The sequence below is a fragment of the Pseudomonas sp. CCNWLW23 genome, from assembly GCF_037095675.1.
GTDB lineage: Bacteria > Pseudomonadota > Gammaproteobacteria > Pseudomonadales > Pseudomonadaceae > Aquipseudomonas > Aquipseudomonas atacamensis.
This window is the reverse complement of sequence record NZ_JBAWKM010000012.1, coordinates 1-24,264: the sequence shown is the minus strand read 5'-3', so window position 1 is coordinate 24,264 and position 24,264 is coordinate 1. Positions and strand designations below refer to the sequence as shown.

Annotated in this window: 20 protein-coding genes; 7 read left to right on the top strand and 13 right to left on the bottom strand. The window is 61.1% G+C overall.

Going from position 1 to position 24,264, the window contains the following annotated elements; all coding sequences use genetic code 11:
• Nucleotides 1-478: 478 nt before the first annotated feature.
• Complete coding sequence (gene emhR / locus V8J63_RS16110; RefSeq protein WP_024011948.1) at nucleotides 479-1,111, bottom strand: efflux system transcriptional repressor EmhR; 633 nt, start codon at nucleotides 1,109-1,111, stop codon at nucleotides 479-481.
• Nucleotides 1,112-1,377: 266 nt separating this feature from the next.
• On the opposite strand from emhR, the gene emhA reads away from it, so the two are divergent.
• From emhA to V8J63_RS16085, 5 genes are all read left to right on the top strand, one after another.
• Nucleotides 1,378-2,535, top strand: coding sequence for an efflux RND transporter periplasmic adaptor subunit EmhA (gene emhA / locus V8J63_RS16105; protein ID WP_016771331.1), 1,158 nt, complete (start codon nucleotides 1,378-1,380; stop codon nucleotides 2,533-2,535).
• Between the two features lie 3 nt (nucleotides 2,536-2,538).
• Nucleotides 2,539-5,703, top strand: coding sequence for an efflux RND transporter permease subunit EmhB (emhB, locus tag V8J63_RS16100; protein ID WP_336464324.1), 3,165 nt, complete (start codon nucleotides 2,539-2,541; stop codon nucleotides 5,701-5,703).
• Nucleotides 5,700-7,160, top strand: a complete 1,461-nt coding sequence (gene emhC / locus V8J63_RS16095) for an efflux RND transporter outer membrane subunit EmhC (RefSeq protein WP_024011945.1) — start codon at nucleotides 5,700-5,702, stop codon at nucleotides 7,158-7,160. The genes emhB and emhC overlap by 4 nt, the downstream gene beginning before the upstream one ends.
• Before the next feature lie 416 nt (nucleotides 7,161-7,576).
• A complete protein-coding gene (locus V8J63_RS16090) occupies nucleotides 7,577-8,836 on the top strand; it encodes an OprD family porin (RefSeq protein WP_130887066.1) in 1,260 nt (419 codons plus the stop codon).
• A 292-nt stretch (nucleotides 8,837-9,128) separates the two neighbouring features.
• A complete protein-coding gene (locus tag V8J63_RS16085; protein ID WP_125925264.1) occupies nucleotides 9,129-9,929 on the top strand; it encodes a methyltransferase domain-containing protein in 801 nt (266 codons plus the stop codon).
• Nucleotides 9,930-10,061: 132 nt separating this feature from the next.
• On the opposite strand, the gene pcaC is transcribed toward V8J63_RS16085, so the two are convergent.
• The 11 genes from pcaC to pcaR form a co-directional block, all read right to left on the bottom strand.
• Entirely contained in the window at nucleotides 10,062-10,454 is a 393-nt protein-coding gene (pcaC, locus tag V8J63_RS16080) for a 4-carboxymuconolactone decarboxylase (RefSeq protein WP_024011942.1), read from the bottom strand.
• A 10-nt stretch (nucleotides 10,455-10,464) separates the two neighbouring features.
• Nucleotides 10,465-11,256, bottom strand: coding sequence for a 3-oxoadipate enol-lactonase (pcaD, locus tag V8J63_RS16075; protein ID WP_125925263.1), 792 nt, complete (start codon nucleotides 11,254-11,256; stop codon nucleotides 10,465-10,467).
• Between the two features lie 11 nt (nucleotides 11,257-11,267).
• On the bottom strand, nucleotides 11,268-12,632 hold the full coding sequence (locus V8J63_RS16070) for a 3-carboxy-cis,cis-muconate cycloisomerase (protein ID WP_130887067.1): 1,365 nt from the start codon (nucleotides 12,630-12,632) through the stop codon (nucleotides 11,268-11,270).
• A 45-nt stretch (nucleotides 12,633-12,677) separates the two neighbouring features.
• Nucleotides 12,678-13,973 carry an MFS family transporter gene (locus V8J63_RS16065; protein ID WP_041478914.1) on the bottom strand — a complete coding sequence of 432 codons (1,296 nt, stop codon included), beginning with the start codon at nucleotides 13,971-13,973 and terminating at the stop codon, nucleotides 12,678-12,680.
• Nucleotides 13,974-14,235: 262 nt separating this feature from the next.
• Entirely contained in the window at nucleotides 14,236-14,802 is a 567-nt protein-coding gene (gene pcaG, locus V8J63_RS16060) for a protocatechuate 3,4-dioxygenase subunit alpha (RefSeq protein WP_130887068.1), read from the bottom strand.
• A gap of 1 nt (nucleotide 14,803) precedes the next feature.
• Nucleotides 14,804-15,508: a protocatechuate 3,4-dioxygenase subunit beta gene (pcaH, locus tag V8J63_RS16055; RefSeq protein ID WP_129998851.1), complete on the bottom strand. Its 705-nt coding sequence runs from the start codon at nucleotides 15,506-15,508 to the stop codon at nucleotides 14,804-14,806.
• A gap of 36 nt (nucleotides 15,509-15,544) precedes the next feature.
• Complete coding sequence (gene pcaF, locus V8J63_RS16050) at nucleotides 15,545-16,750, bottom strand: 3-oxoadipyl-CoA thiolase (RefSeq protein ID WP_177421638.1); 1,206 nt, start codon at nucleotides 16,748-16,750, stop codon at nucleotides 15,545-15,547.
• On the bottom strand, nucleotides 16,747-17,526 hold the full coding sequence (locus V8J63_RS16045) for a CoA-transferase subunit beta (RefSeq protein WP_336464323.1): 780 nt from the start codon (nucleotides 17,524-17,526) through the stop codon (nucleotides 16,747-16,749). Before V8J63_RS16045 ends, pcaF begins: the two co-directional genes overlap by 4 nt.
• Nucleotides 17,526-18,383 carry a CoA transferase subunit A gene (locus V8J63_RS16040; RefSeq protein WP_130887070.1) on the bottom strand — a complete coding sequence of 286 codons (858 nt, stop codon included), beginning with the start codon at nucleotides 18,381-18,383 and terminating at the stop codon, nucleotides 17,526-17,528. Before V8J63_RS16040 ends, V8J63_RS16045 begins: the two co-directional genes overlap by 1 nt.
• Before the next feature lie 274 nt (nucleotides 18,384-18,657).
• The gene (locus V8J63_RS16035) at nucleotides 18,658-20,004 is read right to left on the bottom strand and encodes an MFS transporter (protein WP_130887071.1); all 1,347 of its coding nucleotides are present in this window, start codon (nucleotides 20,002-20,004) and stop codon (nucleotides 18,658-18,660) included.
• A gap of 293 nt (nucleotides 20,005-20,297) precedes the next feature.
• A complete protein-coding gene (gene pcaR / locus V8J63_RS16030) occupies nucleotides 20,298-21,140 on the bottom strand; it encodes a pca regulon transcriptional regulator PcaR (protein ID WP_016771343.1) in 843 nt (280 codons plus the stop codon).
• Between the two features lie 630 nt (nucleotides 21,141-21,770).
• On the opposite strand from pcaR, the gene V8J63_RS16025 reads away from it, so the two are divergent.
• Entirely contained in the window at nucleotides 21,771-21,971 is a 201-nt protein-coding gene (locus tag V8J63_RS16025) for a hypothetical protein (protein ID WP_008080067.1), read from the top strand.
• 149 nt (nucleotides 21,972-22,120) lie between these two features.
• Here V8J63_RS16025 and V8J63_RS16020 read toward each other — a convergent pair whose 3' ends face one another.
• Complete coding sequence (locus tag V8J63_RS16020) at nucleotides 22,121-22,282, bottom strand: hypothetical protein (protein ID WP_177433329.1); 162 nt, start codon at nucleotides 22,280-22,282, stop codon at nucleotides 22,121-22,123.
• 59 nt (nucleotides 22,283-22,341) lie between these two features.
• Between V8J63_RS16020 and V8J63_RS16015 the strand changes: the two genes are divergently transcribed.
• Entirely contained in the window at nucleotides 22,342-23,817 is a 1,476-nt protein-coding gene (locus V8J63_RS16015) for an inorganic phosphate transporter (protein WP_016771345.1), read from the top strand.
• Nucleotides 23,818-24,264 lie beyond the last annotated feature (447 nt).

The window sequence follows — 24,264 nt, the reverse complement described above, 5'->3', positions numbered from 1 at the left end:
CTGTAGCGCAGAAATGAAAAAGCCCCGGACTTGTGAGAGTCCGGGGCTTTTTGTTGTTCGGCTTGGGGCTTGTAGCGTGGCACCCGGCGTAGCCCCTCACCCCAGCCCTCTCCCGAGGGAGAGGGAGCCGATTGGTGTGTTTTTCAAACTTTGAGTTCGGCGGGATATTTCAGGTCGGCACGGCTTGAGCAAACAACCCGGTCGGTCCCGCCATTGGGGAGAGGGAGCCGATTTGCAGATCCTTCAGAACCCGAGTTCGGCGGGATATTTCAGGTCAGCGTCACTCGAAAGATCAGCTTGGTCGGTCCCCTCTCCCTCTGGGAGAGGGCTAGGGTGAGGGAAACGCGGCAAAACACGGATTCACAAGAGCTACACAATTTCCCTACAAAATCCACGGCCGGCTACGTTTAAACTCCCCGCCGCAATAATCGGCCATAGCGGCTGATTGACATCCTGCCGGGCAATTGCGCATTTTGTTTCATTTGCGCAGGCTTGGGCTCAGGCGCAGCATGTCCAGCCCGGTGTCGACCCAGCGTTCAGCCTCGGCGTGCAGTTCGAAGCTGTCCGGAGCCAGCAGCCAGCCGTACAGCAGGCCGTCGATGTAGGCATGAATGCTGATCGCCGCGCGGGCCGTGTCGAGGTCTTCCGGCAACTGGCCGCGATTCACCGCATTACGCAGGGTCAGGCCGATGCGCACGTTGCAATCGAGACTGGCCGTCCGGCGCTGCTGGCGCAGATCGCACATTTCATCGGTGAATTCGCACTTATGAAACAGAATTTCGTTGATGCGCCGGGTTTTCGGGTCCAGTGCAACTTGATGAAACAAATGAATCAGCAACTGCCGCATGCAGCCCAGCGGGTCCGGTTCGTCTTCGCTTTCGCTGGCCTTGGCCAGTTCATCCAGCGGTTCGTGCAGGCTGTCGAGCATGGCCTGGACCAGATCGGCCTTGTTGCTGAAATGCCAGTAGATGGCGCCACGCGTCACGCCGGCGAGGGTCGCGATGTCCGCCAGGGTGGTGCGGGCAACCCCCCTTTCATAAAAGGCTTTCTCGGCCGCTTCCAGAATCTGGCTGCGGGTTTCCTGAGCTTCCTCTTTGGTACGACGGACCATGGCAGTAAAACCTCAAACAGGATGTTTCAGGGATGGCTGAATATCCGCTGAATAAAGAGGGGGCGATCTCTCGTGAATCGACTCCCCGGCCTACAATTTCAAACCTTGCGACGACTTTTGTATCAGGGTGGGTACACGGCGCAGGTGTTTACAAACAACCATGAACGTAAGTATATTACTTAGCAAGCTACTTATCCACCCGGTACCCGATTTTTACTCTTTCACACTTCTTGTGCGCTTCTTGCGCGCCTGACCCGAGGATCTTCATGCAATTCAAGCCAGCTGTTACCGCTCTGGTCACTGCCGTCGCCCTGGCATCGCTGCTCAGCGGATGTAAAAAGGAAGAAGCGGCCCCAGCCGCTCCGCCTCCTCAGGTCGGCGTCGTCACCCTGCAACCACAAGCCTTTACCCTGACCTCGGAACTTCCGGGCCGCACCAGTGCGTTCCGCATCGCTGAAGTTCGCCCGCAGGTCAACGGCATTATCCTCAAGCGTCTGTTCAAGGAAGGCGCCGACGTCAAAGCCGGCCAGCAGCTGTATCAGATCGATCCGTCGGTCTATGAAGCTACGCTGAAAAGCGCCGAAGCCGAGCTGCGTTCGACCAAGTCGATTTCCGACCGCTACAAGCAACTGGTCGACGAACAAGCCGTGAGCCGTCAGGAATACGACACCGCACTGGCCAACCGCCTGCAATCGGAAGCATCGTTGCAGAGCGCGCAGATCAACGTGCGCTACACCAAAGTCTACGCGCCGATCTCTGGCCGTATCGGCCGCTCTTCGGTCACCGAAGGCGCACTGGTCAGCAATGGCCAGGCCGATGCAATGGCAGTGATTCAGCAGCTCGACCCGATCTACGTCGACGTGACCCAATCGTCGGTGGAACTGCTGGAGCTGCGCCGCGAGCTGGAAAGCGGCCGTCTGCAGAAGGCCGGCGACAACGCCGCTGCGGTCAAGCTGACCCTGGAAGACGGCAGCCAATACAAGCTCGACGGCAAGCTGGAATTCTCCGAAGTCTCGGTTGACCAGACCACCGGCTCGGTAACCCTGCGCGCAGTGTTCCCGAACCCCGATCACACCCTGCTGCCAGGCATGTTCGTTCACGCCCAGCTGCAAGCCGGCGTCAACAGCGCAGCGATCCTCGCGCCGCAACAAGGCGTGACCCGCGACCTCAAAGGCACCCCGACCGCACTGGTCGTCGGCGCCGATAACAAGGTCGAGCTGCGTCAGCTCAAGGCCAGCCGCACTGTCGGCAGCCAGTGGCTGATCGAAGATGGCCTGAAAGCCGGCGATCGTCTGATCACCGAAGGGCTGCAGTACGTCAAACCGGGCGTCGAGGTCAAAGCGACCGAGGCGACTAACGTCGGCACCAAGAACCCGGCCCCCGCACAGGCAGCTGACAAAGCCGCCGGCGGCAAAGGGGAGTAACCCATGTCAAAATTCTTCATCGACCGTCCGATTTTCGCCTGGGTAATCGCCCTGGTGATCATGCTGGTCGGGGCACTTTCGATCCTGAAATTGCCGATCAACCAATACCCGAGCATTGCGCCACCGGCCATTGCGATCCAGGTGACCTACCCAGGCGCGTCCGCACAAACCGTGCAGGACACCGTGGTGCAGGTCATCGAGCAACAGCTCAACGGTATCGACAACCTGCGTTATGTGTCGTCGGAAAGTAACTCCGACGGCAGCATGACCATCACCGCGACCTTCGAGCAAGGCACCAATTCCGACACCGCGCAGGTCCAGGTCCAGAACAAGCTGAACCTGGCCACCCCGCTGCTGCCGCAGGAAGTGCAGCAACAGGGTATCCGCGTGACCAAGGCAGTGAAGAACTTCCTGCTGGTGATCGGCGTGGTGTCGCGTGACGGCAGCATGACCAAGGACGACCTGTCCAACTACATCGTGTCGAACATGCAGGACCCGATCTCGCGGACCGCCGGTGTCGGTGACTTCCAGGTCTTCGGTGCGCAGTACGCGATGCGTATCTGGCTCGACCCGGCCAAGTTGAACAACTTCAACCTGACCCCGGTCGACGTGAAGAATGCCATTGCTGCGCAGAACGTCCAGGTGTCGTCCGGTCAGCTCGGTGGCTTGCCTGCCGTGCAGGGCCAGCAACTGAACGCGACGATCATCGGCAAGACCCGTCTGCAGACCGCTGAGCAGTTCAAGGAAATCCTGCTCAAGGTCAACAAGGACGGTTCGCAGGTTCGCCTCAAAGACGTGGCTGAAGTCGGCCTCGGCGGTGAGAACTACGCGATCAGTGCCCAGTTCAACGGCAGCCCGGCGTCCGGTCTGGCGGTGAAACTGGCCAACGGTGCCAACGCCCTCGATACCGCCAAAGCGCTGCGCAACACCATCGACAGCCTCAAGCCGTTCTTCCCGCAAGGCATGGAAGTGGTGTTCCCGTACGACACCACTCCGGTGGTGACCGAATCGATCAAAGGCGTGGTGCACACGCTGGTCGAAGCGATCGCGCTGGTGTTCCTGGTGATGTTCCTGTTCCTGCAGAACTTCCGCGCCACCGTCATCACCACGATGACCGTGCCCGTGGTACTGCTCGGTACGTTCGGCATCCTCGCCGCCGCCGGTTTCAGCATCAACACCCTGACCATGTTCGGCATGGTGCTGGCCATCGGTCTGCTGGTGGACGACGCCATCGTCGTGGTGGAAAACGTCGAGCGGGTGATGAGCGAAGAAGGCTTGTCACCGAAGGAAGCGACGAAGAAGTCCATGGGCCAGATCCAGGGCGCACTGGTCGGTATCGCCCTCGTGCTCTCGGCGGTACTGCTGCCGATGGCGTTCTTTAGCGGTTCCACCGGGGTGATCTACAAGCAGTTCTCGATCACCATCGTGTCGGCCATGGCCCTGTCGGTACTGGTTGCCCTGATCTTCACCCCGGCGCTGTGCGCAACCATGCTCAAGCCGATTCCGAAAGGCGAGCACGGCACCCCGAAGAAAGGTTTCTTCGGCTGGTTCAACCGCAATTTCGACCGTGGCGTACGCAGCTACGAGCGCGGCGTCGGCAAAATGCTGACCCGCAAGGCGCCGTATCTGCTGGCGTACCTGTTGATCGTGGTGGGCATGATCTGGCTGTTCACCCGCATCCCGACCGCGTTCCTCCCGGAAGAAGACCAGGGCGTACTGTTCGCTCAGGTGCAGACCCCGGCCGGTTCCAGTGCCCAGCGCACGCAGGTGGTCGTGGATGAAATGCGTGAGTACCTGCTGCGTCCGAACAAGGACGGCGGTGAAGCGGACGCGGTGGCTTCGGTGTTCACCGTGACCGGCTTCAACTTCGCCGGCCGTGGTCAGAGCTCGGGTATGGCGTTCATCATGCTCAAGCCGTGGGGCGAACGTAACGCCGACAACAGCGTGTTCAACCTCGCTGCGCGTGCCCAGCAACACTTTTTCAGCTTCCGCGACGCGATGGTGTTTGCCTTCGCCCCGCCAGCGGTTCTGGAATTGGGTAACGCCACCGGTTTCGACGTGTTCCTGCAGGACCGCGCCGGTATCGGTCACGAAAAACTGATGGAAGCGCGCAACCAGTTCCTCGGCATGGCGGCGCAAAGCAAGGTGCTGACCCAGGTGCGTCCGAACGGCCTGAACGACGAGCCGCAGTTCCAGCTGGAAATCGACGACGAGAAGGCCAGTGCCCTCGGCATCACCATCAGCGACATCAACAACACTCTGTCGATCGCGCTGGGCAGTAGCTACGTCAACGACTTCATCGACCGTGGTCGGGTGAAGAAGGTATATGTGCAGGGCCAGCCGGACTCGCGCATGAGCCCCGAAGACCTGAAGAAGTGGTACGTGCGTAACGCCGAAGGCACCATGGTTCCGTTCTCGGCGTTCGCCAAGGGCGAGTGGGTCTACGGTTCGCCGAAGCTGGCGCGCTACAACGGTGTGGAAGCGGTCGAGGTCCTCGGGGCTCCGGCGCCGGGCTACTCCACCGGTGAAGCGATGGCTGAAGTCGAAGCGATTGCCAAGAAGCTGCCGTCCGGTGTCGGTATCTCCTGGACCGGTCTGTCCTACGAGGAACGTCTGTCCGGCTCGCAAGCGCCAGCGCTGTACGCCCTGTCGCTGCTGATGGTGTTCCTGTGTCTGGCGGCGCTGTATGAAAGCTGGTCGATTCCGATCGCGGTCATGCTCGTGGTACCGCTGGGGATCATCGGTGCACTGATGGCCACCAGCCTGCGCGGTCTGTCCAACGACGTGTACTTCCAGGTGGGCTTGTTGACGACCATCGGTCTGGCGGCTAAAAACGCCATTCTGATCGTCGAATTCGCCAAGGAACTGCATGAACAGGGACGCAGCCTGCGTGAAGCGGCGATTGAAGCCTGCCGCATGCGTCTGCGCCCGATCATCATGACCTCGCTGGCCTTCGTTCTCGGTGTTGTGCCGCTGGCGATTTCCACCGGCGCCGGTTCAGGCAGTCAGCACGCGATCGGTACCGGCGTGATTGGCGGTATGCTCACGGCCACGATCCTGGCGATCTTCTGGGTCCCACTGTTCTTCGTTACTGTGTCGTCCATCGGTCAGCGCAAAAAGACCGACGCGGATGAGACTACTGAAACTCCTAAAGAGGCTGGCCAATGAGCAAGTCGCTACTCTCCATCGCAGTCGCCGCCTTCGTGCTGAGCGGTTGCTCGCTGATACCTGACTATCAGCAGCCTGAGGCTCCGGTCGCAGGCCAGTACCCGCAGGGGCCGGCGTACTCGCCGGCCCAGGCTCCGGCGCAAGCCGCTGCCGAACAGGGCTGGAAGCAGTTTTTCCATGACCCGGCCCTGCAACAGCTGATCCAGGTCGCCCTGGAAAACAACCGCGACCTGCGTGTCGCGGCGCTGAACATCGACGCTTACGCGGCGCAGTACCGCATCCAGCGCGCCGACCTGTTCCCGGCAGTGTCGGCCAATGCCGCCGGCAGCCGCCAGCGTCTGCCGGCCCGTGCCTCGCAGACCGGCGAGTCGATGATCAGCAGTTCGTATTCCGCCACCGTCGGCGTCAGCGCCTACGAACTCGACCTGTTCGGTCGGGTGCGCAGCCTGAGCGAGCAAGCGCTGCAACAGTATTTCGCTACCGAAGAAGCACGCCGCAGCACACAGATCAGTCTGGTCGCCAACGTCGCCAATGCCTACCTGACCTGGCAGGCGGACAAGGAACTGCTCAAGCTGACGCAGGACACCCTCGGTGCCTTCGAAGAAAGCTACAAATTGACCAGCCGCAGCAACGAAGTCGGTGTGGCTTCGGCGCTGGATCTGGCACAGTCGCGTACCTCGGTGGAAAACGCCCGGGCGCAACTGGCGCGTTATACCCGCCAGGTCGCACAGGACGAAAACAGCCTGACCCTGCTGCTCGGCACCGGTATTCCGGCCAATCTGCAAGCAGCCAAACCGCTGTCTGATGATCTGCTCAGCGACGTACCGGCCGGTCTGCCTTCGGACCTGCTGCAACGTCGTCCGGACATTCTGCAGGCCGAGTACAACCTGAAGGCGGCCAACGCCAACATCGGCGCGGCGCGTGCAGCGTTCTTCCCGAGCATCAGCCTGACCGCCAACGCGGGCAGCCTGAGCCCGGATCTGTCCGGTCTGTTCAAGGGTGGCTCGGGGACGTGGCTGTTCCAGCCGCAGATCAACCTGCCGATCTTCAACGCCGGCAGCCTGCGCGCCAGCCTCGACTACGCCAAGATCCAGAAGGACATTGGCGTGGCGAACTACGAGAAGTCGATTCAAACGGCCTTCCAGGAAGTCGCCGACGGCCTCGCCGCCCGCCAGACCTACACCGAGCAGCTGCAAGCGCAGCGTGACTTCGTTCAGGCCAACCAGGATTACTACCGCCTGGCCGAACGTCGCTACCGCATCGGCGTCGACAGCAACCTGACCTTCCTCGATGCCCAGCGTCAGTTGTTCAGCGCACAACAAGCGTTGATCACCGACCGCCTCGCGCAGCTGACCAGTGCGGTCAACCTGTACAAGGCACTGGGCGGTGGCTGGAATGCGCAGACCGCGCAGAACGAAGCGCTGAAAGAAGAAGCGCCGAAGATGAAGCTGTTCTGATCATCGGCTGACTACATCAAGCCCACCTTATTGGTGGGCTTTTTGTTGCCTGTCGCAAAGGTTTCGCGGCCGAACTGGCCTCTTCGCGAGAAGGCTCGCTCCCACAGGGAAACGCATTCCAGTTGTGGGAGCGAGCCTGCTCGCGAAGGGGACCTAACACTCACCACAAATCAGCATGAATCTTGCGTTCGATAACCGCCCAAAACCCGCTTTCAGCAATTGAACCCGAACACACAGGCCCTTCACCATTCGAACCAGAAAACCAATAACAACAAGGTTCGACACCATGCTCCTGCGCCCTGCCCCGCCCGGCTGACCGCCACCGCTGCATCTCAGACCTGCATCACGTTGCCTGCGCCGCACCCGCCGCGACAGCGCAGCCGTTCGCCCTAAAAAAACAAGAGAGACCCAAGTCCATGACAGTTTTCCCTGTGCCCTACGCATTGCCCGCTGTGATCGCCCTGGCCATCGCCGGTCTGGCCCTGCCGGCAAGCGCCGAAGAAGGCGGTTTTGTCGAAGACGCCAAGGTCAACCTTAACCTGCGCAACTTCTACATCAACCGCAACTTCACTAACCCGACCAAGACCCAAGGCAAGGCTGAAGAGTGGACGCAGAGTTTCATCCTCGACGCCAAATCCGGCGTCACCCAAGGCACCGTCGGTTTCGGCATGGACGTACTCGGGCTGTATTCGATCAAGCTCGATGGCGGTAAAGGCACGGGCGGTACGCAGTTGTTGCCGCTGGACCATGACGGGCGCCCGGCGGACAACTTCGGCCGCACCAACGTCGCGTTCAAGGCCAGACTTTCGCAGACCGAGGTCAAGGTCGGCGAGTGGATGCCGGTGCTGCCGATTCTGCGTTCGGACGACGGTCGCTCGCTGCCGCAAACCTTCCGTGGCGGCCAGATAACCTCCAAGGAAATCGCCGGCCTGACCCTCTATGGCGGCCAGTTCCGCGCCAACAGCCCGCGCGACGACAGCAGCATGAGCGACATGTCGATGACCGGCAAAGCCGCGTTCACCTCTGATCGTTTCAACTTCCAGGGCGGCGAATACCTGTTCAACGACAAGCGCACACAGATCGGCCTGTGGAACGCGCAACTCAAGGACATCTACAGCCAGCAGTACCTCAATGTGCTGCACAGTCAGCCGCTCGGCGACTGGACGCTGGGCGCCAACCTCGGCTTTTTCTACGGCAAGGAAGATGGCAGCGCGCGTGCCGGCGATCTGGACAACAAGACCTGGTACGGCATGTTTTCGGCCAAGTACGGCGGCAACACGTTCTACCTCGGCTTGCAGAAATTGACCGGCGACAGCGCGTGGATGCGGGTCAACGGCACCAGTGGCGGCACGCTGGCCAACGACAGCTACAACGCCAGTTATGACAACGCTCAGGAACGCTCCTGGCAGCTGCGCCACGACTACAACTTCGCCGCCATGGGCATCCCCGGCCTGACCCTGATGAACCGCTACATCAGCGGCGACAACGTGCACACCGGGACGATCACCGACGGCAAGGAATGGGGTCGCGAATCGGAACTCGGTTACACGGTGCAGAGCGGCACGTTGAAGGATCTGAACGTCAGATGGCGCAACTCGACCATGCGCCGCGACTTCAGCAACAACGAGTTCGATGAAAATCGCCTGATCGTCAGCTACCCGATCAGCCTTCTCTAACCACACATGCCCCACTGTGGGAGCGAGCCTGCTCGCGAAAGCGCAGCTTCAGTCGACATCTCTGTCGAATATGAAATGGCCTTCGCGAGCAGGCTCGCTCCCACATTTGATTCCCATCACAGATGCATGCCATTGGTCAGGCCATGTAGCGCTTTTGCGGGCGACAGTTACAGTGAGCAAACCTGAAGGACTCAGGTGCTCCAACCCTTCACGCTTCCGTTTCGTAGTCGGTCTCCAGCTGTGCACCAGGTTGTCATCGGAAGACACCATTTGATCACCGGAGGATCACCTCATGATCACGCGCCGCACCACCGATTGGGACGCCAAGGCGTACCAACAGTTTTCCCGTCTCAGACAACGTCCGGTCAACGAATTGCTCGACCGTATCGAACTGCAAACCCCCCAACGCATTTACGATCTGGGCTGCGGCACCGGCATCGCTACGCAGTTGCTGGCCAAGCGTTGGCCGCGTGCGCGATTGCAGGGCATCGACAGCTCGGCGCAGATGCTCGACGAGGCCCGAGGCCTGCCGATCAAGGCCTTGTGGAAACAATCTGATCTGCTGGACTGGCAGCCTGAGCAACCGGCGGATCTGTTGTTCGCCGCCGCTGTGCTGCATTTTCTCGATGACCACGAAACCTTGCTGCCGCGCCTGCTCGGCTATTTGAATCCTGGCGGCTGCCTCGCAGCGCACATGCCGGATTGGCGCGATGCGTTGTGGTATCGGTTGATGCTGCAAACGTTGGAAGACGCCGGCCCCGGGGGCGCACCATTGGGCACGCCGGAACTGCGCCGGCGCATGGCCGTGCGGCCGCTACTGACGCTGGAGGACTACTACCGTCTGCTCGCGCCAATGACCGCGTCGCTGGACATTTGGGAGACCGAACAACTGCAAGTGGTCGACGGCAAATCGCCGGTGTATGACTGGATCAAGGTCTCGGCGTTAAGACCAGTAATGCAGGCGCTGGATTCAGCGCAGCAGGCGCGATTCATCTATCACTACCTGATGCGGGTGCATGAGCATTATCCGCAAGAGGAGGATGGGCGTACGTTGTTTGCGTTCAAGCGGATATTCATTGTCGCCAGGGTTTGAGTGCATGTGCTGATTAACACATCACGGCGTCTGCCGCTTTCGCGAGCAAGCTCGCTCCCACATTTGTTTTGTGATCGACACAACTCCAATGTGGGAGCGAGCTTGCTCGCGAAGGCGTAATTTCGGGCGCCATCAATCCCGGGATTCGACTCCTAGCTCATCCCACACCGACTCCGCCAGATGAAACGTCGCGTTCGCCGCCGGGATGCCGCAGTAAATTGCGCTCTGCATGATCACTTCCTTGATCTCGCCACGGCTGACGCCGTTGTTGGCTGCCGCGCGCAGGTGCAGTTTCAGTTCGCCCTCGCGGTTCATGCCGATCAGCATGGCGATGGTGATCAGGCTGCGGGTATGGCGGGGCAGGCCCGGGCGGGTCCAGATGTCGCCCCAGGCGTGGCGGGTGATCATCTCCTGGAATTCCGAGTTGAACTCGGTCAGCGTGGTCAGGCTGCGATCGACGTGGGCATCGCCCAGCACCGCGCGGCGGACTTGCATGCCTTCGTCGTAACGTTGTTTCTCGTCCACAAATTCTTCCTCACTGAGCCTGCAAAAACGCCAGCACACGGTCGCTGAAAGCGGCACCGGCCTGCACGTTGGACAAATGCGCCGCACGGAACTCGGCGTACTCGGCACCGCGCACGTGGTCGCGGATGAAGTGCCCGCCGGACGGCGGCGTCACCGCATCTTCGCTGCCGGCAATCACCAGCAACGGCACGTTGATCGAAGCCAGTTGTTCACGAAAATCGGCATCGCGCACGGCCGCGCAGTTGGCCGCATAACCTTGTGGATTGGTTGCGGCAAGCATGTCGGTAATCTTCTTCGCCGCCTCGGTATGGGCCGCCGAGAAGTCCGGGGTGAACCAGCGCGCAATCGAGGCATCACGCAGTGCGACCATCGCCGCCGGGCCGTCGCGCAACACGGTTTCGATGCGTGGATTCCATACCGACGGATCGCCGATTTTTGCCGCCGTGTTGCAGACGATCAGTTTGTGCAGACGATGCCCGGCATTGATCCCAAGCCACTGACCGATCAGCCCGCCCATCGACAACCCGCAGAAATGCGCGCGCTCGATATGCAGCGCATCGAGCAGACCGAGCACGTCGCGACCGAGTTGTTCGATGCTGTACGGCCCCTCGGTGACCAGCGATTGCCCATGGCCGCGCGTGTCGAAACGCAGCACGCGGAAATGCTCGGTGAACGCCGGCATTTGCGCGTCCCACATGTGCAGGTCGGTGCCCAGCGAGTTGGACAGCACCAGCACCGGCGCCTCCGCCGGGCCCTCAATTTCATAGTGCAGTTCGCCATCGGCGAGTTGAACGAAAGCCACAGCCCTCTCCTTCAGACAGTCAAAGCGTTGTGTTCAGCCACCGCGCGCTCGACCCAGACTCGCGCCTGGCCAAGGTAATGCGCGGGGTTGAGAAGATCATCGAGTTCAGCGCCACTGAGTTCGGCGGTGACTTGCGGCTCGTCCGCGAGCACCGCACGCAAATGGCGTTGCTCGGCCACTGCACGTTTGCAGCATTGTTCGAGCAGGTGATGCGCGGTGTCGCGGCCGACGCGTTGGGCGAGGACGATGCTCACCGCTTCGGCCAGCACCAGGCCTTGGGTCAATTCGAGGTTGCGGGCCATGCGCGCCGCGTCGACCTCCAGACCGTCGGCCAGCAAGCGCGCCTGTTGCAGCGAACCGGACACCAGGCAGCAGATTTCCGGCAGGGTTTCCCATTCGGCATGCCACAAACCAAGGCTGCGTTCATGTTCCTGCGGCATCGCGCTGAACAGCGTCGACACCAGCCCCGGCACCCGCGTGGCCGCGCCGATCAGCACCGCCGCGCCAACCGGGTTGCGCTTGTGCGGCATGGTCGACGACCCGCCTTTGCCCGGTGCCGCAGGCTCGAATACTTCCGCTGCTTCGGTCTGCATCAACAGGCTGATGTCGCGGCCGAATTTGCCGAGGCTCCCGGCGATCAGGCCAAGCACGGCGCCGAATTCAACGATGCGGTCACGCTGGGTGTGCCACGGTTGCTCGGGCAGGGTCAGTTGCAGCTCTTCGGCCAATGCTTTGGCGATCGGCAACGCCTGTTCACCCAGCGCCGCGAGGGTGCCGGAGGCGCCACCGAATTGCAGCACCAGCAGACGCGGTTTCAGTTGTTGCAGACGCTGACGGCTGCGCGTGACGGCGCCCAGCCATCCGGCGATTTTCATACCGAGGGTCACGGGCGTGGCGTGTTGCAGCCAGGTGCGCCCGGCCAGTGGCGTGGTGGCGAAACGTTGTGCCTGAGTGGCGAGCGAGTCGGCCAGTTGCGCCAGTTGGTCTTCGATCAGCGCCAGCGCCTGGCGCAATTGCAGGACCAGCCCGGAATCCATCACGTCCTGACTGGTCGCGCCCAGATGCACATAGCGCTCGGCTTCGGCATCGCTCGAAGCGATCTGCTTGCCCAAAGCCTTGACCAGTGGGATCGCCGAATTACCGGCCGTGGCAATCGCCTCGCCCAGCGCTGCGAAGTCATACAGACTGGCGTCGCATGCTGCGGCAATCGGTGCCACGGCCGATGAAGGAATCAGCCCGACCCGCGCCTCGGCCCGGGCCAGCGCCGCTTCGAAATCGAGCATCGCCTGCATCCGGCCCTGATCGCAGAACACTTCGCGCATATCGCGGGCGGTGAAGTAGGCATCGAACAATTGATTGCCCGGTCGCTGAGTCATAAACAGTCCTTGCCGGCGCGAGCCTCGCAGCCCGCGCACATGGGTTTACAGATCGTGGTGCAGATACTTCGCCTGCTTGGGCAAACGCAGACTGAACAGGAAGGCCACCGCCATCATCGCCGTGACGTACCAGTAGAAGGCGTTTTCCATGCCGCCGGCCTTGAGGCTCAGGGCCACAAACTCTGCCGAGCCGCCGAAGATTGCATTGGCCACCGCGTAAGCCAGGCCGACACCGAGGGCGCGCACTTCCGGCGGGAACATCTCGGCTTTTACCAGACCGCTGATCGAGGTGTAGAAGCTGACAATCGCCAGCGCCAGGGTGATCAGTACGAAGGCGAGGAACGGGCTGCTGATGCTTTTCAGGCTGAGCAGAATCGGCACGGTGAACAGCGTGCCGAGGGCGCCGAACCAGAGCATCGAATTACGCCGGCCGATCTTGTCGGCGAGCATGCCGAACAACGGCTGCATGCACATATACAGGAACAGCGCGCCGGTCATGATGTAGCTGGCGGTCTTGGCGTGCATCCCGGCGGTGTTCACCAGGTATTTCTGCATGTAGGTGGTGAAGGTGTAGAAAATCAGCGAGCCGCCAGCGGTGTAGCCGAGCACGGTGATGAACGCCGCTTTGTGATCGCGAAACAGTGCAGTGATGCTGCCGGCGTCTTTGTGCGCACGGGTTTCCTTATTGGTGGTTTCCTTCAGCGAACGACGCAGGAACAGCGAAATCAGCGCCGCCACCGCACCGACCACGAACGGAATCCGCCAGCCGTAGGCACGCAGGTCTTCTTCGGTGAGGAATTGCTGCAGGACCACCACCAGCGACACCGCCAGCAGTTGCCCGCCAATCAGCGTCACGTACTGGAACGAGGCGAAGAAACCGCGCTGGCCCTTGAGCGCAACTTCGCTCATGTAGGTCGCGGTGGTGCCGTACTCGCCGCCCACCGACAGACCTTGCAGCAAACGCGCGAACAGCAACAGCACTGGTGCCCAGACGCCGATGTCCTTGTAGGTCGGCAGACAGGCGATCAGCAACGAGCCGAAGCACATCATCAGAATCGAGATGAGCATCGAGTTCTTGCGCCCGTGCTTGTCAGCGACCCGGCCGAAGATCCAGCCACCAATCGGCCGCATCAGGAACCCGGCAGCGAACACGCCAGCGGTGTTGACCAGTTGCACGGTGGGATTATCGGAGGGAAAAAACGCCGGGGCGAAATAGATCGCGCAGAAGGCGTAGACGTAGAAGTCGAACCATTCGACGAGGTTGCCGGACGAAGCGCCGACGATGGCAAAGATGCGCTTGCTGCGCTCTTCGCCGGTGTAGTGGGAGGTGGTGGTTGTCATTGTTTTTTCACTCGATAGGGACAGTCACAGTCTAGACATACTTTGCAACAGTCCCGTTCCACATCGGATCGTCACCCACGTCTGGATCAGCCTTTGTGGCGAGGGGATTTATCCCCGCTAAAGTGCGAGGCACTCGCAAATCAGATACACGCGGTTCATCTGAATACCGCGCCGACTGGTTTTTGGGGCTGCTTCGCAGCCCAGCGGGGATAAATCCTCTCACCACAGGGACTCTGTCCTGCACGGGATTTGGGGTGTTCTCTCAATAATCGAAGAACACCGTCTCGGCATCGGTGCCCTGCAGAACTACATTCCACTGGTACACACCCGACGCATCCGCCTTGGCCAGCAACGTCTGGCGACGCTCCGCCGGCACACATTCCAGCAACGGATCAGCAACGTTCGCCGGTTCGCCCTCGAAATAGATCCGCGTCAGCAAATGCTTGACCAGACCACGGGCAAACACCAGCACCACCAGATGCGGCGCCTGGGTCGAGCCTTTCAACCCCGGCACGGTGCCCGGTTTGATCGTGGTGAAACGGAAGCGCCCTTCGGCGTCCACCGGTACCCGGCCGAAGCCTTCGAAATTCGGGTCGAGCGGTTTGTCCTGATGATCTTCCGGGTGGTCGTACTTGCCGACGGCGTTGGCCTGCCAGACTTCGAGCATGGCGTCGTTGACGACATCGCCATTGCCGTCGACCACCTGGCCGGTGATTGCCACGCGCTCGCCGAGGGTCAGCTCGTTGGCCAGGGTTTCGCGGTTCAGCCACGTCAGGCCGATGTGGTAATACGGCCCGACGGTGTGGGACGTGGTCGCATAGAGCGTCATCTTATTTCTCCATCGGCGTGGCTTCACGGCCGCGCAGCACGATGTCCCAGCGGTAACCGAGGGCGTAGGACGGAATGGTTTTTTCCAGATCGAAACTGGCGATCAGGCGTTCCTTGGCCGAAGTGTCCGGCACGCAGTTGTAGATCGGGTCATACGCCAGCAACGGGTCGCCGGGGAAATACATTTGCGTGACCAGTCGGGTGAGGATGCTCGGCCCGAACAGGGAAAAGTGGATGTGCGCCGGGCGCCAGGCGTTGTGGTGGTTGCCCCACGGATAGGCGCCGGGCTTGATGGTCTGGAACTGGTACCAACCATCGGCATCGGTGACGGTGCGGCCGGTGCCGGTGAAGTTCGGGTCCAGCGGCGCGTCGTGCAGGTCGCGGGCATGGTTGTAGCGGCCGGCGGCATTGGCCTGCCAGATCTCCACCAGAATCCCCGGTACCGGCAGGCCATCTTCGTCGAGCACGCGGCCGTGAATGATGATGCGCTCGCCCAACGGTTCGCCGTCGTGCTGTGCGGTCAGGTCATTGTCCTTCTCGGCAACGTGTTCGGCGCCGATGGTCGGCCCGGTGATTTCCGAGAGTGAATGGGGCAGGTACACCAAAGGCTTGGACGGCGAGCGCAGGTTGGTGGATTGATACGTCGGGTGCAGGTAGTCAGGCTGAGTGCCTGCCTGTGGGCGACGGTAACCAGGCTTGTCAGTCATTTCGCTTTCCTCAGTTCTTGTAAGTGCCGCAGCGCGTCAGACACGTTCGATGGCCAGGGCCAGACCCTGGCCAACACCGACGCACATGGTCGCCAGACCTTTCTTGCCGCCAGTCTTTTCCAGATGATGCAGGGCGGTCAGCACCAGCCGCGCACCGCTCATACCCAACGGATGACCGAGGGCAATCGCGCCGCCATTCGGGTTGACCTGCGGCGCGTCATCCGCCAGCCCCAGTTCACGCAGTACCGCCAGACCTTGGCTGGCAAACGCTTCGTTGAGCTCGATCACGTCGAAATCGCTGACCGCGACGCCAAGGCGCTCGGTCAGTTTGCGCACCGCCGGCACCGGGCCGATGCCCATCACCCGTGGTGCGACGCCGGCGCTGGCCATGCCGAGCACTTTTGCGCGGGCGGTCAGGCCGTGTTTTTTCACCGCTTCGGCTGACGCCAGAATCAGCGCAGCAGCACCATCGTTGACCCCGGAGGCATTGCCGGCGGTGACGGTTTTATCCGCGCCATTGACCGGTTTCAGTTTCGCCAGCGCTTCAATCGTAGTGTCGGCGCGCGGATGTTCGTCCTCGCTGACCACGGTTTCGCCCTTTTTGTGGGCGATGCGCACTTCGACGATTTCTTCAGCGAAGTAACCGGCAGCCTGCGCGGCGGCGGTACGTTGCTGACTGCGCAGAGCAAAGGCGTCCTGATCTGCGCGCGAAACCTTGTAGTCGTCGGCAACGTTGTCAGCAGTCTGCGGCATGGCATCGACGCCGTACTGCGCCTTCATCAGTGGGTTGATGAAACGCCAGCCGATGGTGGTGTCTTCCAGTTTCATGTTGCGCGAGAACGCCGCGTCGGCCTTGCCCATCACGAACGGTGCGCGGGACATCGACTCGACGCCGCCGGCAATCGCCAGCTCCATTTCGCCACTGGCGATGGCGCGGAATGCGGTGCCAATCGCGTCCATGCCCGAAGCGCAGAGACGATTGAGCGTAACGCCCGGCACGCTGTCCGGCAGCCCCGCCAGCAGCAGCGCCATGCGCGCGACGTTGCGGTTGTCTTCGCCGGCCTGGTTGGCGCAGCCGAGAAACACTTCATCGACGGCATTCCAGTCCACCGAAGGATTGCGCTCCATCAGTGCTTTGATCGGCACGGCGGCGAGGTCATCGGCGCGCACGGCGGACAGTGCGCCGCCGAAACGGCCAATAGGGGTGCGAATCGCATCGCAGATATACACGTCACGCATCATGCTTCTCCCGGTGCCTGACCGTGGGCGCCAGCGGTGCGCGCTTCAAGATCACGCAGTGCGGTCAACTCGACTTCGGTCGGCTCAGCGGTGGTTTCAACGGAGTCGGCAAAACGAATCGGCCAACCGGTGGCGGCGACCACTTGCTCGCGGGTCACGCCCGGATGCAGCGCGGTGACCACGAATTCGTGGGTGCCCTCCTCCGGTTCCATGATGCACAGGTCGGTGATGATCCCCACCGGCCCGGCGCCCGGCAGGCCGAGACGTTTACGCGAATCGCCACCTTCGCCGTGACCGACCGAGGTGATGAAGTCGAGCTTGTCGACAAACGACCGCGCCGACTGTTTAAGGATGATCAGCACGCTTTTCGCCGAACCGGCAATCTCCGGCGCGCCACCGGCCCCCGGCAGACGCACTTTCGGCGCGTGGTAGTCGCCGACCACGGTGGTGTTGATGTTGCCGAAACGGTCGACCTGCGCGGCGCCGAGGAAACCGACGTCGATGCGCCCGCCCTGCAGCCAGTAGCGAAAAATTTCACCGGTCGGCACCACCGTGTCGGCGGTCTCGGCCAGCTCACCGTCACCGATGGACAGCGGCAGTACGCTCGGCTTGGCGCCAATCGGGCCGGATTCGTAGATCAGCACCACGTCCGGCGATGAAGTCAGGCGCGCGAGGTTGGCGGCTTTCGATGGCAGGCCGATGCCGACGAAACATACCGAGCCGTTCTTCAGGCGCCGGGCCGCCGCGACGGTCATCATTTCATTGGTGGTGTAAGTCATTACTTGGCCTCCGAAGCAGCGGCCAATTTGGCCTGGAATTCGCTGAAGTCAGCGCAGCCATGGATGTATTCGTTGATCCACGCGGTAAACGTCTCACGGTCGCGAGCGATCGGGTCCCACGCCTGATAGAAACGATTGTCACGCTCGGTGTAACCGTGGGCGTAGGACGGATGCGCGCCACCCGGCACGTGGCAGACCGCGCTCAAGGCCCAGGTCGGCAGCACGCAAGCGTTCATCGGTGCGTTGAGGTCGTCGACGATTTCTTCCACGGTGACGATGCAGCGCTTGGCCGCCAGCGCGGCTTCTTTCTGCACACCGAGAATGCCCCAGAGCAACACGTTGCCTTTGCGGTCGGCTTTCTGCGCGTGAATCACGGTGACGTCCGGGCGTACCGATGGCACTGCCGCCAGCACTTCGCCGGTGAACGGGCAGGTCACGGTTTTGATCAGCGGATTGACCTTCGGCAGGTCGGAGCCGGCGTAGGCACGCAGCACCGCGAACGGCAGGCCGGACGCGCCGGCAACGTAGGCGTTGGCGAGGTCGGCGTGGCTGTGTTCTTCAATTTCCAGCGCGTGCGGCCATTTTTTCTCGACCGCGTCACGCAGGCGGTGCAGCGAGCCCACACCCGGGTTGCCGCCCCAGGAGAAAATCAGTTTGCGCGCGCAACCGGCGCCGATCAGTTGGTCGTAGATCAGGTCAGGCGTCATCCGCACCAGCGTCAGATCTTTCTTGCCTTGACGAATGATTTCATGACCCGCTGCCGTAGGGATCAGGTGAGTGAAGCCTTCGAGGGCGACGGTATCGCCATCGTTGACGAATTGCTTCACCGCGTCGTGCAGCGAAAGGATCTCAGCCATGGAGCGGGCTCCTGTTCTTGTAAGGAATCGCCAGTGATAAAAAGGCGCGAGGTTCAGCGCCGGAGTCACTGAAGATTAAGCTCGGGAAATTCGCCAAACAATCCGATAATCGACTGAGTGTTCGTTTATCGAACGGATTGTTGCCTCCCTAATGATCGTTCCCACGCTCCGCGTGGGAATGCTGCCGGGGACGCTCCGCGTCCCTGTACAGCCGAACGCAGAGCCTCCGTTGAGGCATTCCCACGCGGAGCGTGGGAACGATCATGGGTCTGCCTCAGGTCGCATCCGCATGACTGACCATGCCCTTGATCAGCACCGCCGCCGTCGCCAAACCGGCCGGAATCACCAGTGCGGTCAGCACTTGCTCGAAATTCCAGCCCAGGCCAAGCAAGGTTGCGCCCATCCACGCGCCGAGGATCGCGCCGAAGCGGCCGATGCCGAGCATCCACGACACCCCGGTCGCACGGCCCTGAGTCGGGTAGAAGCGTGCCGCCAATGACGGCATCGCCGATTGCGCGCCGTTGACGCACATGCCCGCCACCAGTACCAGCGTCGCCAGCAAGGTGATGTTGCCCAGGCTTTGTCCCACGGCGTAGGCAAACACCCCGGCCAGCAGGTAGAAAACGCCGATGACCTTGTGCGGATTGAAGCGATCCATCGCCCAGCCCACGCCGACCGCGCTCAACACGCCGCCAAACTGGAACAACGCACCGATGAACGCGGCCTGCTCCATGCTCGCGCCGCTGTCGCGCATCAGCGTCGGCAGCCAACTGGTCAGCAGGTACACAATCACCAGGCCCATGAAATAGGTCAGCCATAACAGCAGCGTGCCGGTGCTGTAAGTGCCGGAGAAGATCACCGCAAAGACATTGCGCGCCTTCACGGTCTTCTGTTCCGGCACGCTGAAGCTCGCAGCCTGGGCAACGGTAACCGGGTCGATCGGCGCGAGGGTCTTGCGTACTTTGTCGGTGCCACGGTTGCGCACCACCAGGTAGCGCGCCGATTCCGGCAGCCAGAACACCAATACCACGGCGAGGATCAGCGGCAGGATCCCGCCGATCATCAGCAGAGCATGCCAGCCGAACGCCGGGATCAGCTTCGCGGAGATGAAACCGCCGCCGGCCATGCCGAGGTTGAAGCCGCAGAACATGCTGGTCACCAGCAGCGACTTCTTGCGCTCGGGTGTGTATTCCGAGAGCAGCGTCGTCGCGTTGGGCATGCCCGCGCCGAGACCGAGACCGGTCAGAAAGCGCAACACCAGCAGTTGTTCGACGTTGGTGCTGTACGCCGAGGCCAGGCTGAAGCCGCCGAACAGAATCACCGCACCGACGAGGACAACCTTGCGCCCGAAGCGGTCAGCCAACGGGCCGGAGCCGAGCGCGCCGAAGACCATACCAATCAGCGCGGCACTCATTACCGGGCCGAGGCTGGCGCGGTCGATGCCCCAGTCTTGCGACAGCGCCGGGGCGATGAAGCCCATGGCGGCGGTGTCGAGGCCGTCGAGAAATACGATCAGGAAACACAGGATCACCACCCGCCACTGATAGCGCGAGATCGGTTGGGCGTTGATGAAGGTCTGCACATCGAGGCAGTTACCCACAGCGGACTGAGGCTGGTTCATTATTTTTATTCCACGCAAAAAACGCAGTCGAACGGCGGCCGGCCAAAGGAAGGCACGGTCACAAGAATAGAAGGTTGTAATCAGGCGTTGCGGTGAACCCGGCAACAACGGGTGGGATACAGACAGTCGGGGAGCGAGCGCATGGTGAGTTGCCTCTTGTCATTATTATGGGGTCGACAGTCCGGCGAGCTCATTCACATCAGCGCCGGATGACGCTGCCGCGACATTAATGATCCGAGGGTTTTAGCGTCAATTCGATAAACGCAACACTGTGCGTTTATCGAACAGCTTCCTCAGGCGAACAACTGCGCACTGAGGTCGCGACTGGCGCTGAGCAGGCCCGGCAAGAAGCGCTGCTCCAGCTCGGCGCGACTGACCCGCCCGGCGTGGGTGCTGACATTCAGCGCGGCGACCACTTGCCCGGAGGCGTCGTACACCGGCACAGCGATCGAGCGCAGGCCCTGTTCCAGTTCCTGATCGACAATGCACCAGCCCTGCTGCCGCACCTGCTGCAAACATTCGAGCAACGCGTCGGGGGTATGAATGGTGCGGCTGGTTTTGGCCACCAGTTCGGCGTGGTCGAGGTATTCGCCCAAGGAGGTGTCGTCCAGCGCGGCCAACAGAATGCGCCCCATCGACGTGCAATAGGCAGGGAGACGCCCGCCGACGGAAAGGTCGACCGAGATCAATCGCTGAGTGGTCGCCGAACGCGCGATATAGAGAATGTCATCGCCCTCTAGCGTCGCCATGTTGCAGGCCTCGTGCAGTTGCTCGCTCATGCGATCCAGATACGGTTGGGCCGAGACCGCCAGCGGTGTCGAGGACAGATAGGCGTGGCCGAGGGTCAGCACTTTCGGCAGCAGCGAATAGGTGCGGCCGTCGGTGGTGGCGTAGCCGAGCTTGATCAGCGTGTGCAGGCAACGGCGCACGGCGGCGCGAGGGATTTCAGTGCGATGACTTATCTGCGCGATGGTCAGGTGGCGTTTGCGTTCCTGAAACGCCTGCACCACGGCCAGACCACGGGCCAGGGACGTCATGAAATCCGGATCACCGGTCAGCGCCTGAATGCGCTTGGCCGGCGAGGCGACAATGGGCGGCGCCACCGAGGTGAAGGAGTTGCGCATTTGATCGTTCATTTCTTGTCCTTGTCCGGCACGCATCGATGCCTAGTCAAACGGCTCGCCGCGCGATGCACAAGCACCGGGGCGCCAACATTGGGCGATTATCGAACCGCCGACCGATAATCGCAATCCAGCCCCCGCTCTCCTCTTCATCCTTGAGGCAGCTTTAGCGATTCTGCTCGCAACTTAGTTGTTCCAGTTAATGGCGCCAAAAACAGAACGCCGGTTCTATAACGCTGTCTTTACACTTAACTAGCGGCAAAAGTTGCCAGCAACAAAACCATCACACATTCAGAACCGTTTTTAACTTGGCAAAGATAGTCATTCCCGAATCGGCCGCTATAATGCACCCTAGTCGCGGCGCTTTAATCAAAAGCCCGCGACTTGCTGAAACGAGGTCCTTCGTCTCAGCTCCGGCCAGCGCCCGGCGCCCATCACACATGCAACGCCAGCGCTCGCTGAAACAGGAAACTGATGCTGCGTCAGTTTTTATCTGGTGCCGTAGCCGCCTGTAACACGGAAGTCTTGATCGCCTCTGCAATGTCTCCGCGCCCGATCGGGCTGTGGATGACTGTCGGGCTCGCTCAATTGACTCGTTGCAGTGTGTTTCACCGGATATTCAATTCAACTCATACAGGTAGCACCGTGACAAAAGACGAACTGCGCGCGGAACTAGAGCGCCAGGAACAACGTTACAAGGAAGTTTACGGCGGGGAAGTCACCACCTACGCCGCTCAGCCGGAACCGGAACGCAAGGCATGGCGCAAGCGCCCTACCGTTCAGGATCAGGTGTTCAAGCAGGAAATCGAAAAGATCGAAAAGGAACTCAAAGCCGAAGAGCCATGAGCCACGGCGGTTGAGCATTCGAAAGTCGGCGTCCGCCTGAGCCACAGCGCGGTGGAAGACGACACCTCGCGCGCCCGCTATCCGCGGGCAGCGGCTGCATCGCTGTTCTGCGGCTTATGAACGAGCGTCCCACAGGTTTCAGAGATATTTCAGACAAGCGTTTGAGCCTTTGCGATGTCTGAAAAAACGGCTCGAAAATCTAGTTTATTCAATAAAATCAAGTAGTTGAAAAACCCTGCGTGCTGCTTGGTTTTCACGCCCTGCAACAAATTAAATCGAAGAAGGGTGTGACCAGTGAGCAGACGGGGCATCGATTTCCTGTCTTTTCTGGCATAATCGCGCCCCCTTACGACCGGGTCAGAAAACCTTCATGATCGATTTATTCAGCGGACTGGATGCTTGGGTGCTTGTGAGCCTCTTGCTCGCCCTGACGTTTGTCCTCGCCTTCGAGTTCATCAATGGATTTCATGACACCGCTAACGCGGTAGCCACTGTTATCTACACCAAAGCCATGCCGCCACACCTGGCGGTGTTCTTTTCCGGTGTGTTCAATTTCCTCGGCGTGCTGCTGGGCGGCGTGGGCGTGGCGTATGCCATCGTCCACTTGCTGCCGGTTGAGCTGCTGATCAATGTGAACACCGGCCATGGCCTGGCGATGGTGTTCTCGTTGCTCGCCGCGGCAATCGCCTGGAACCTGGGCACCTGGTACTTCGGTATCCCGGCTTCCAGCTCGCACACCCTGATCGGCTCGATCCTCGGTGTCGGCCTGGCCAACGCGCTGATCAACGACATTCCGTTGAGAGATGGCGTGAACTGGCAGAAAGCGATCGATATTGGCGCCTCGCTGGTGTTCTCGCCGATGGCCGGCTTCCTCATCGCCGCGCTGGTGCTGATCGGCCTGAAATGGTGGCGCCCGCTGTCGAAGATGCACAAGACACCGGAACAGCGCCGCAAGATCGACGACAAAAAGCACCCACCGTTCTGGAACCGTCTGGTCCTGGTGATCTCGGCAATGGCCGTAAGCTTCGTGCACGGTTCCAACGACGGCCAGAAAGGCATCGGCCTGATCATGCTGGTGCTGATCGGTATCGTCCCGGCGCAGTTCGTACTCGATCTGAACAGCACCACCTACCAGATCGAACGCACCCGCGACGCGACCCTGCACCTGAGCCAGTTCTACCAGCGCAACGCCGATTCGCTGGGTGAGTTCCTGGCCCTGGGCAAGAGCGTGGAAGGCGACCTGCCGGAGAAATTCCGCTGCAACCCGCAGCAGACCGAACCGACCATCACCGCCCTGCTGCACACCCTCAAAGGTGTAGCGGACTACCATTCGCTGTCGTCGGACAGCCGCATCGAAGTGCGTCGCTACCTGCTCTGCCTGGACGACACGGCGAAGAAAGTCGGCAAGCTGCCAGGCCTGGAAGCCCGCGAAAAGGCTGACCTCGACAAGCTGCGCAAAGACCTGACCACCACCACTGAATACGCCCCGTTCTGGGTGATTCTGGCGGTCGCCCTGGCACTGGGCCTGGGCACCATGGTCGGCTGGAAGCGTGTGGTGCTGACCATCGGCGAGAAGATCGGCAAGCAAGGCATGACCTATTCCCAGGGCATGTCGGCGCAGATCACCACCGCCAGTTTGATCGGCATGGCCAATATTTTCAGCCTGCCGGTGTCGACCACTCATGTGTTGTCCTCGGGTGTTGCCGGGACCATGGTTGCCAACAAGAGCGGCCTGCAGGGTGGCACGGTGAAGACTATTCTGCTGGCCTGGGTACTGACCTTGCCAGCGACCGTGGCGCTGTCGGCCGGGTTGTTCTGGTTGGCTTCGAAGGCTTTGGGTAGTTGATCGTTAGCTGTTGATTGGAAAAGGCGTGATTCGTGAGGATCACGCCTTTTTTGTTATTGGGGGTAAGAAGTCTGCCGAAGCGGCAAAAGATCAAAAGCCAAAGCAAAAGCCAGATCAAGAGCCCCTCACCCTAGCCCTCTCCCGGAGGGAGAGGGAACTGACCGAGGTGTTTGAGCGAGTTACGTCGATGTGAAAGTCCGAGTTGAACTCAGGATTTGAAAAGCACACAAATCAGCTCCCTCTCCTCGGGGAGAGGGCTGGGGTGAGGGGCGAATCCAACACAGATCCAAAGCAGATCACACGCTTTTCACCACTCAAAACAATGAGCGCAAGCTCGAGTACCGCTTTTGATCTTGATTCACAGGCGACGTCGGAAGGCTGAGCGGAGGGATTGATCCGGGGGTGGGAGCGCAGCGACCGTCTGGCGCAGCCAGACACAGCGGAAGG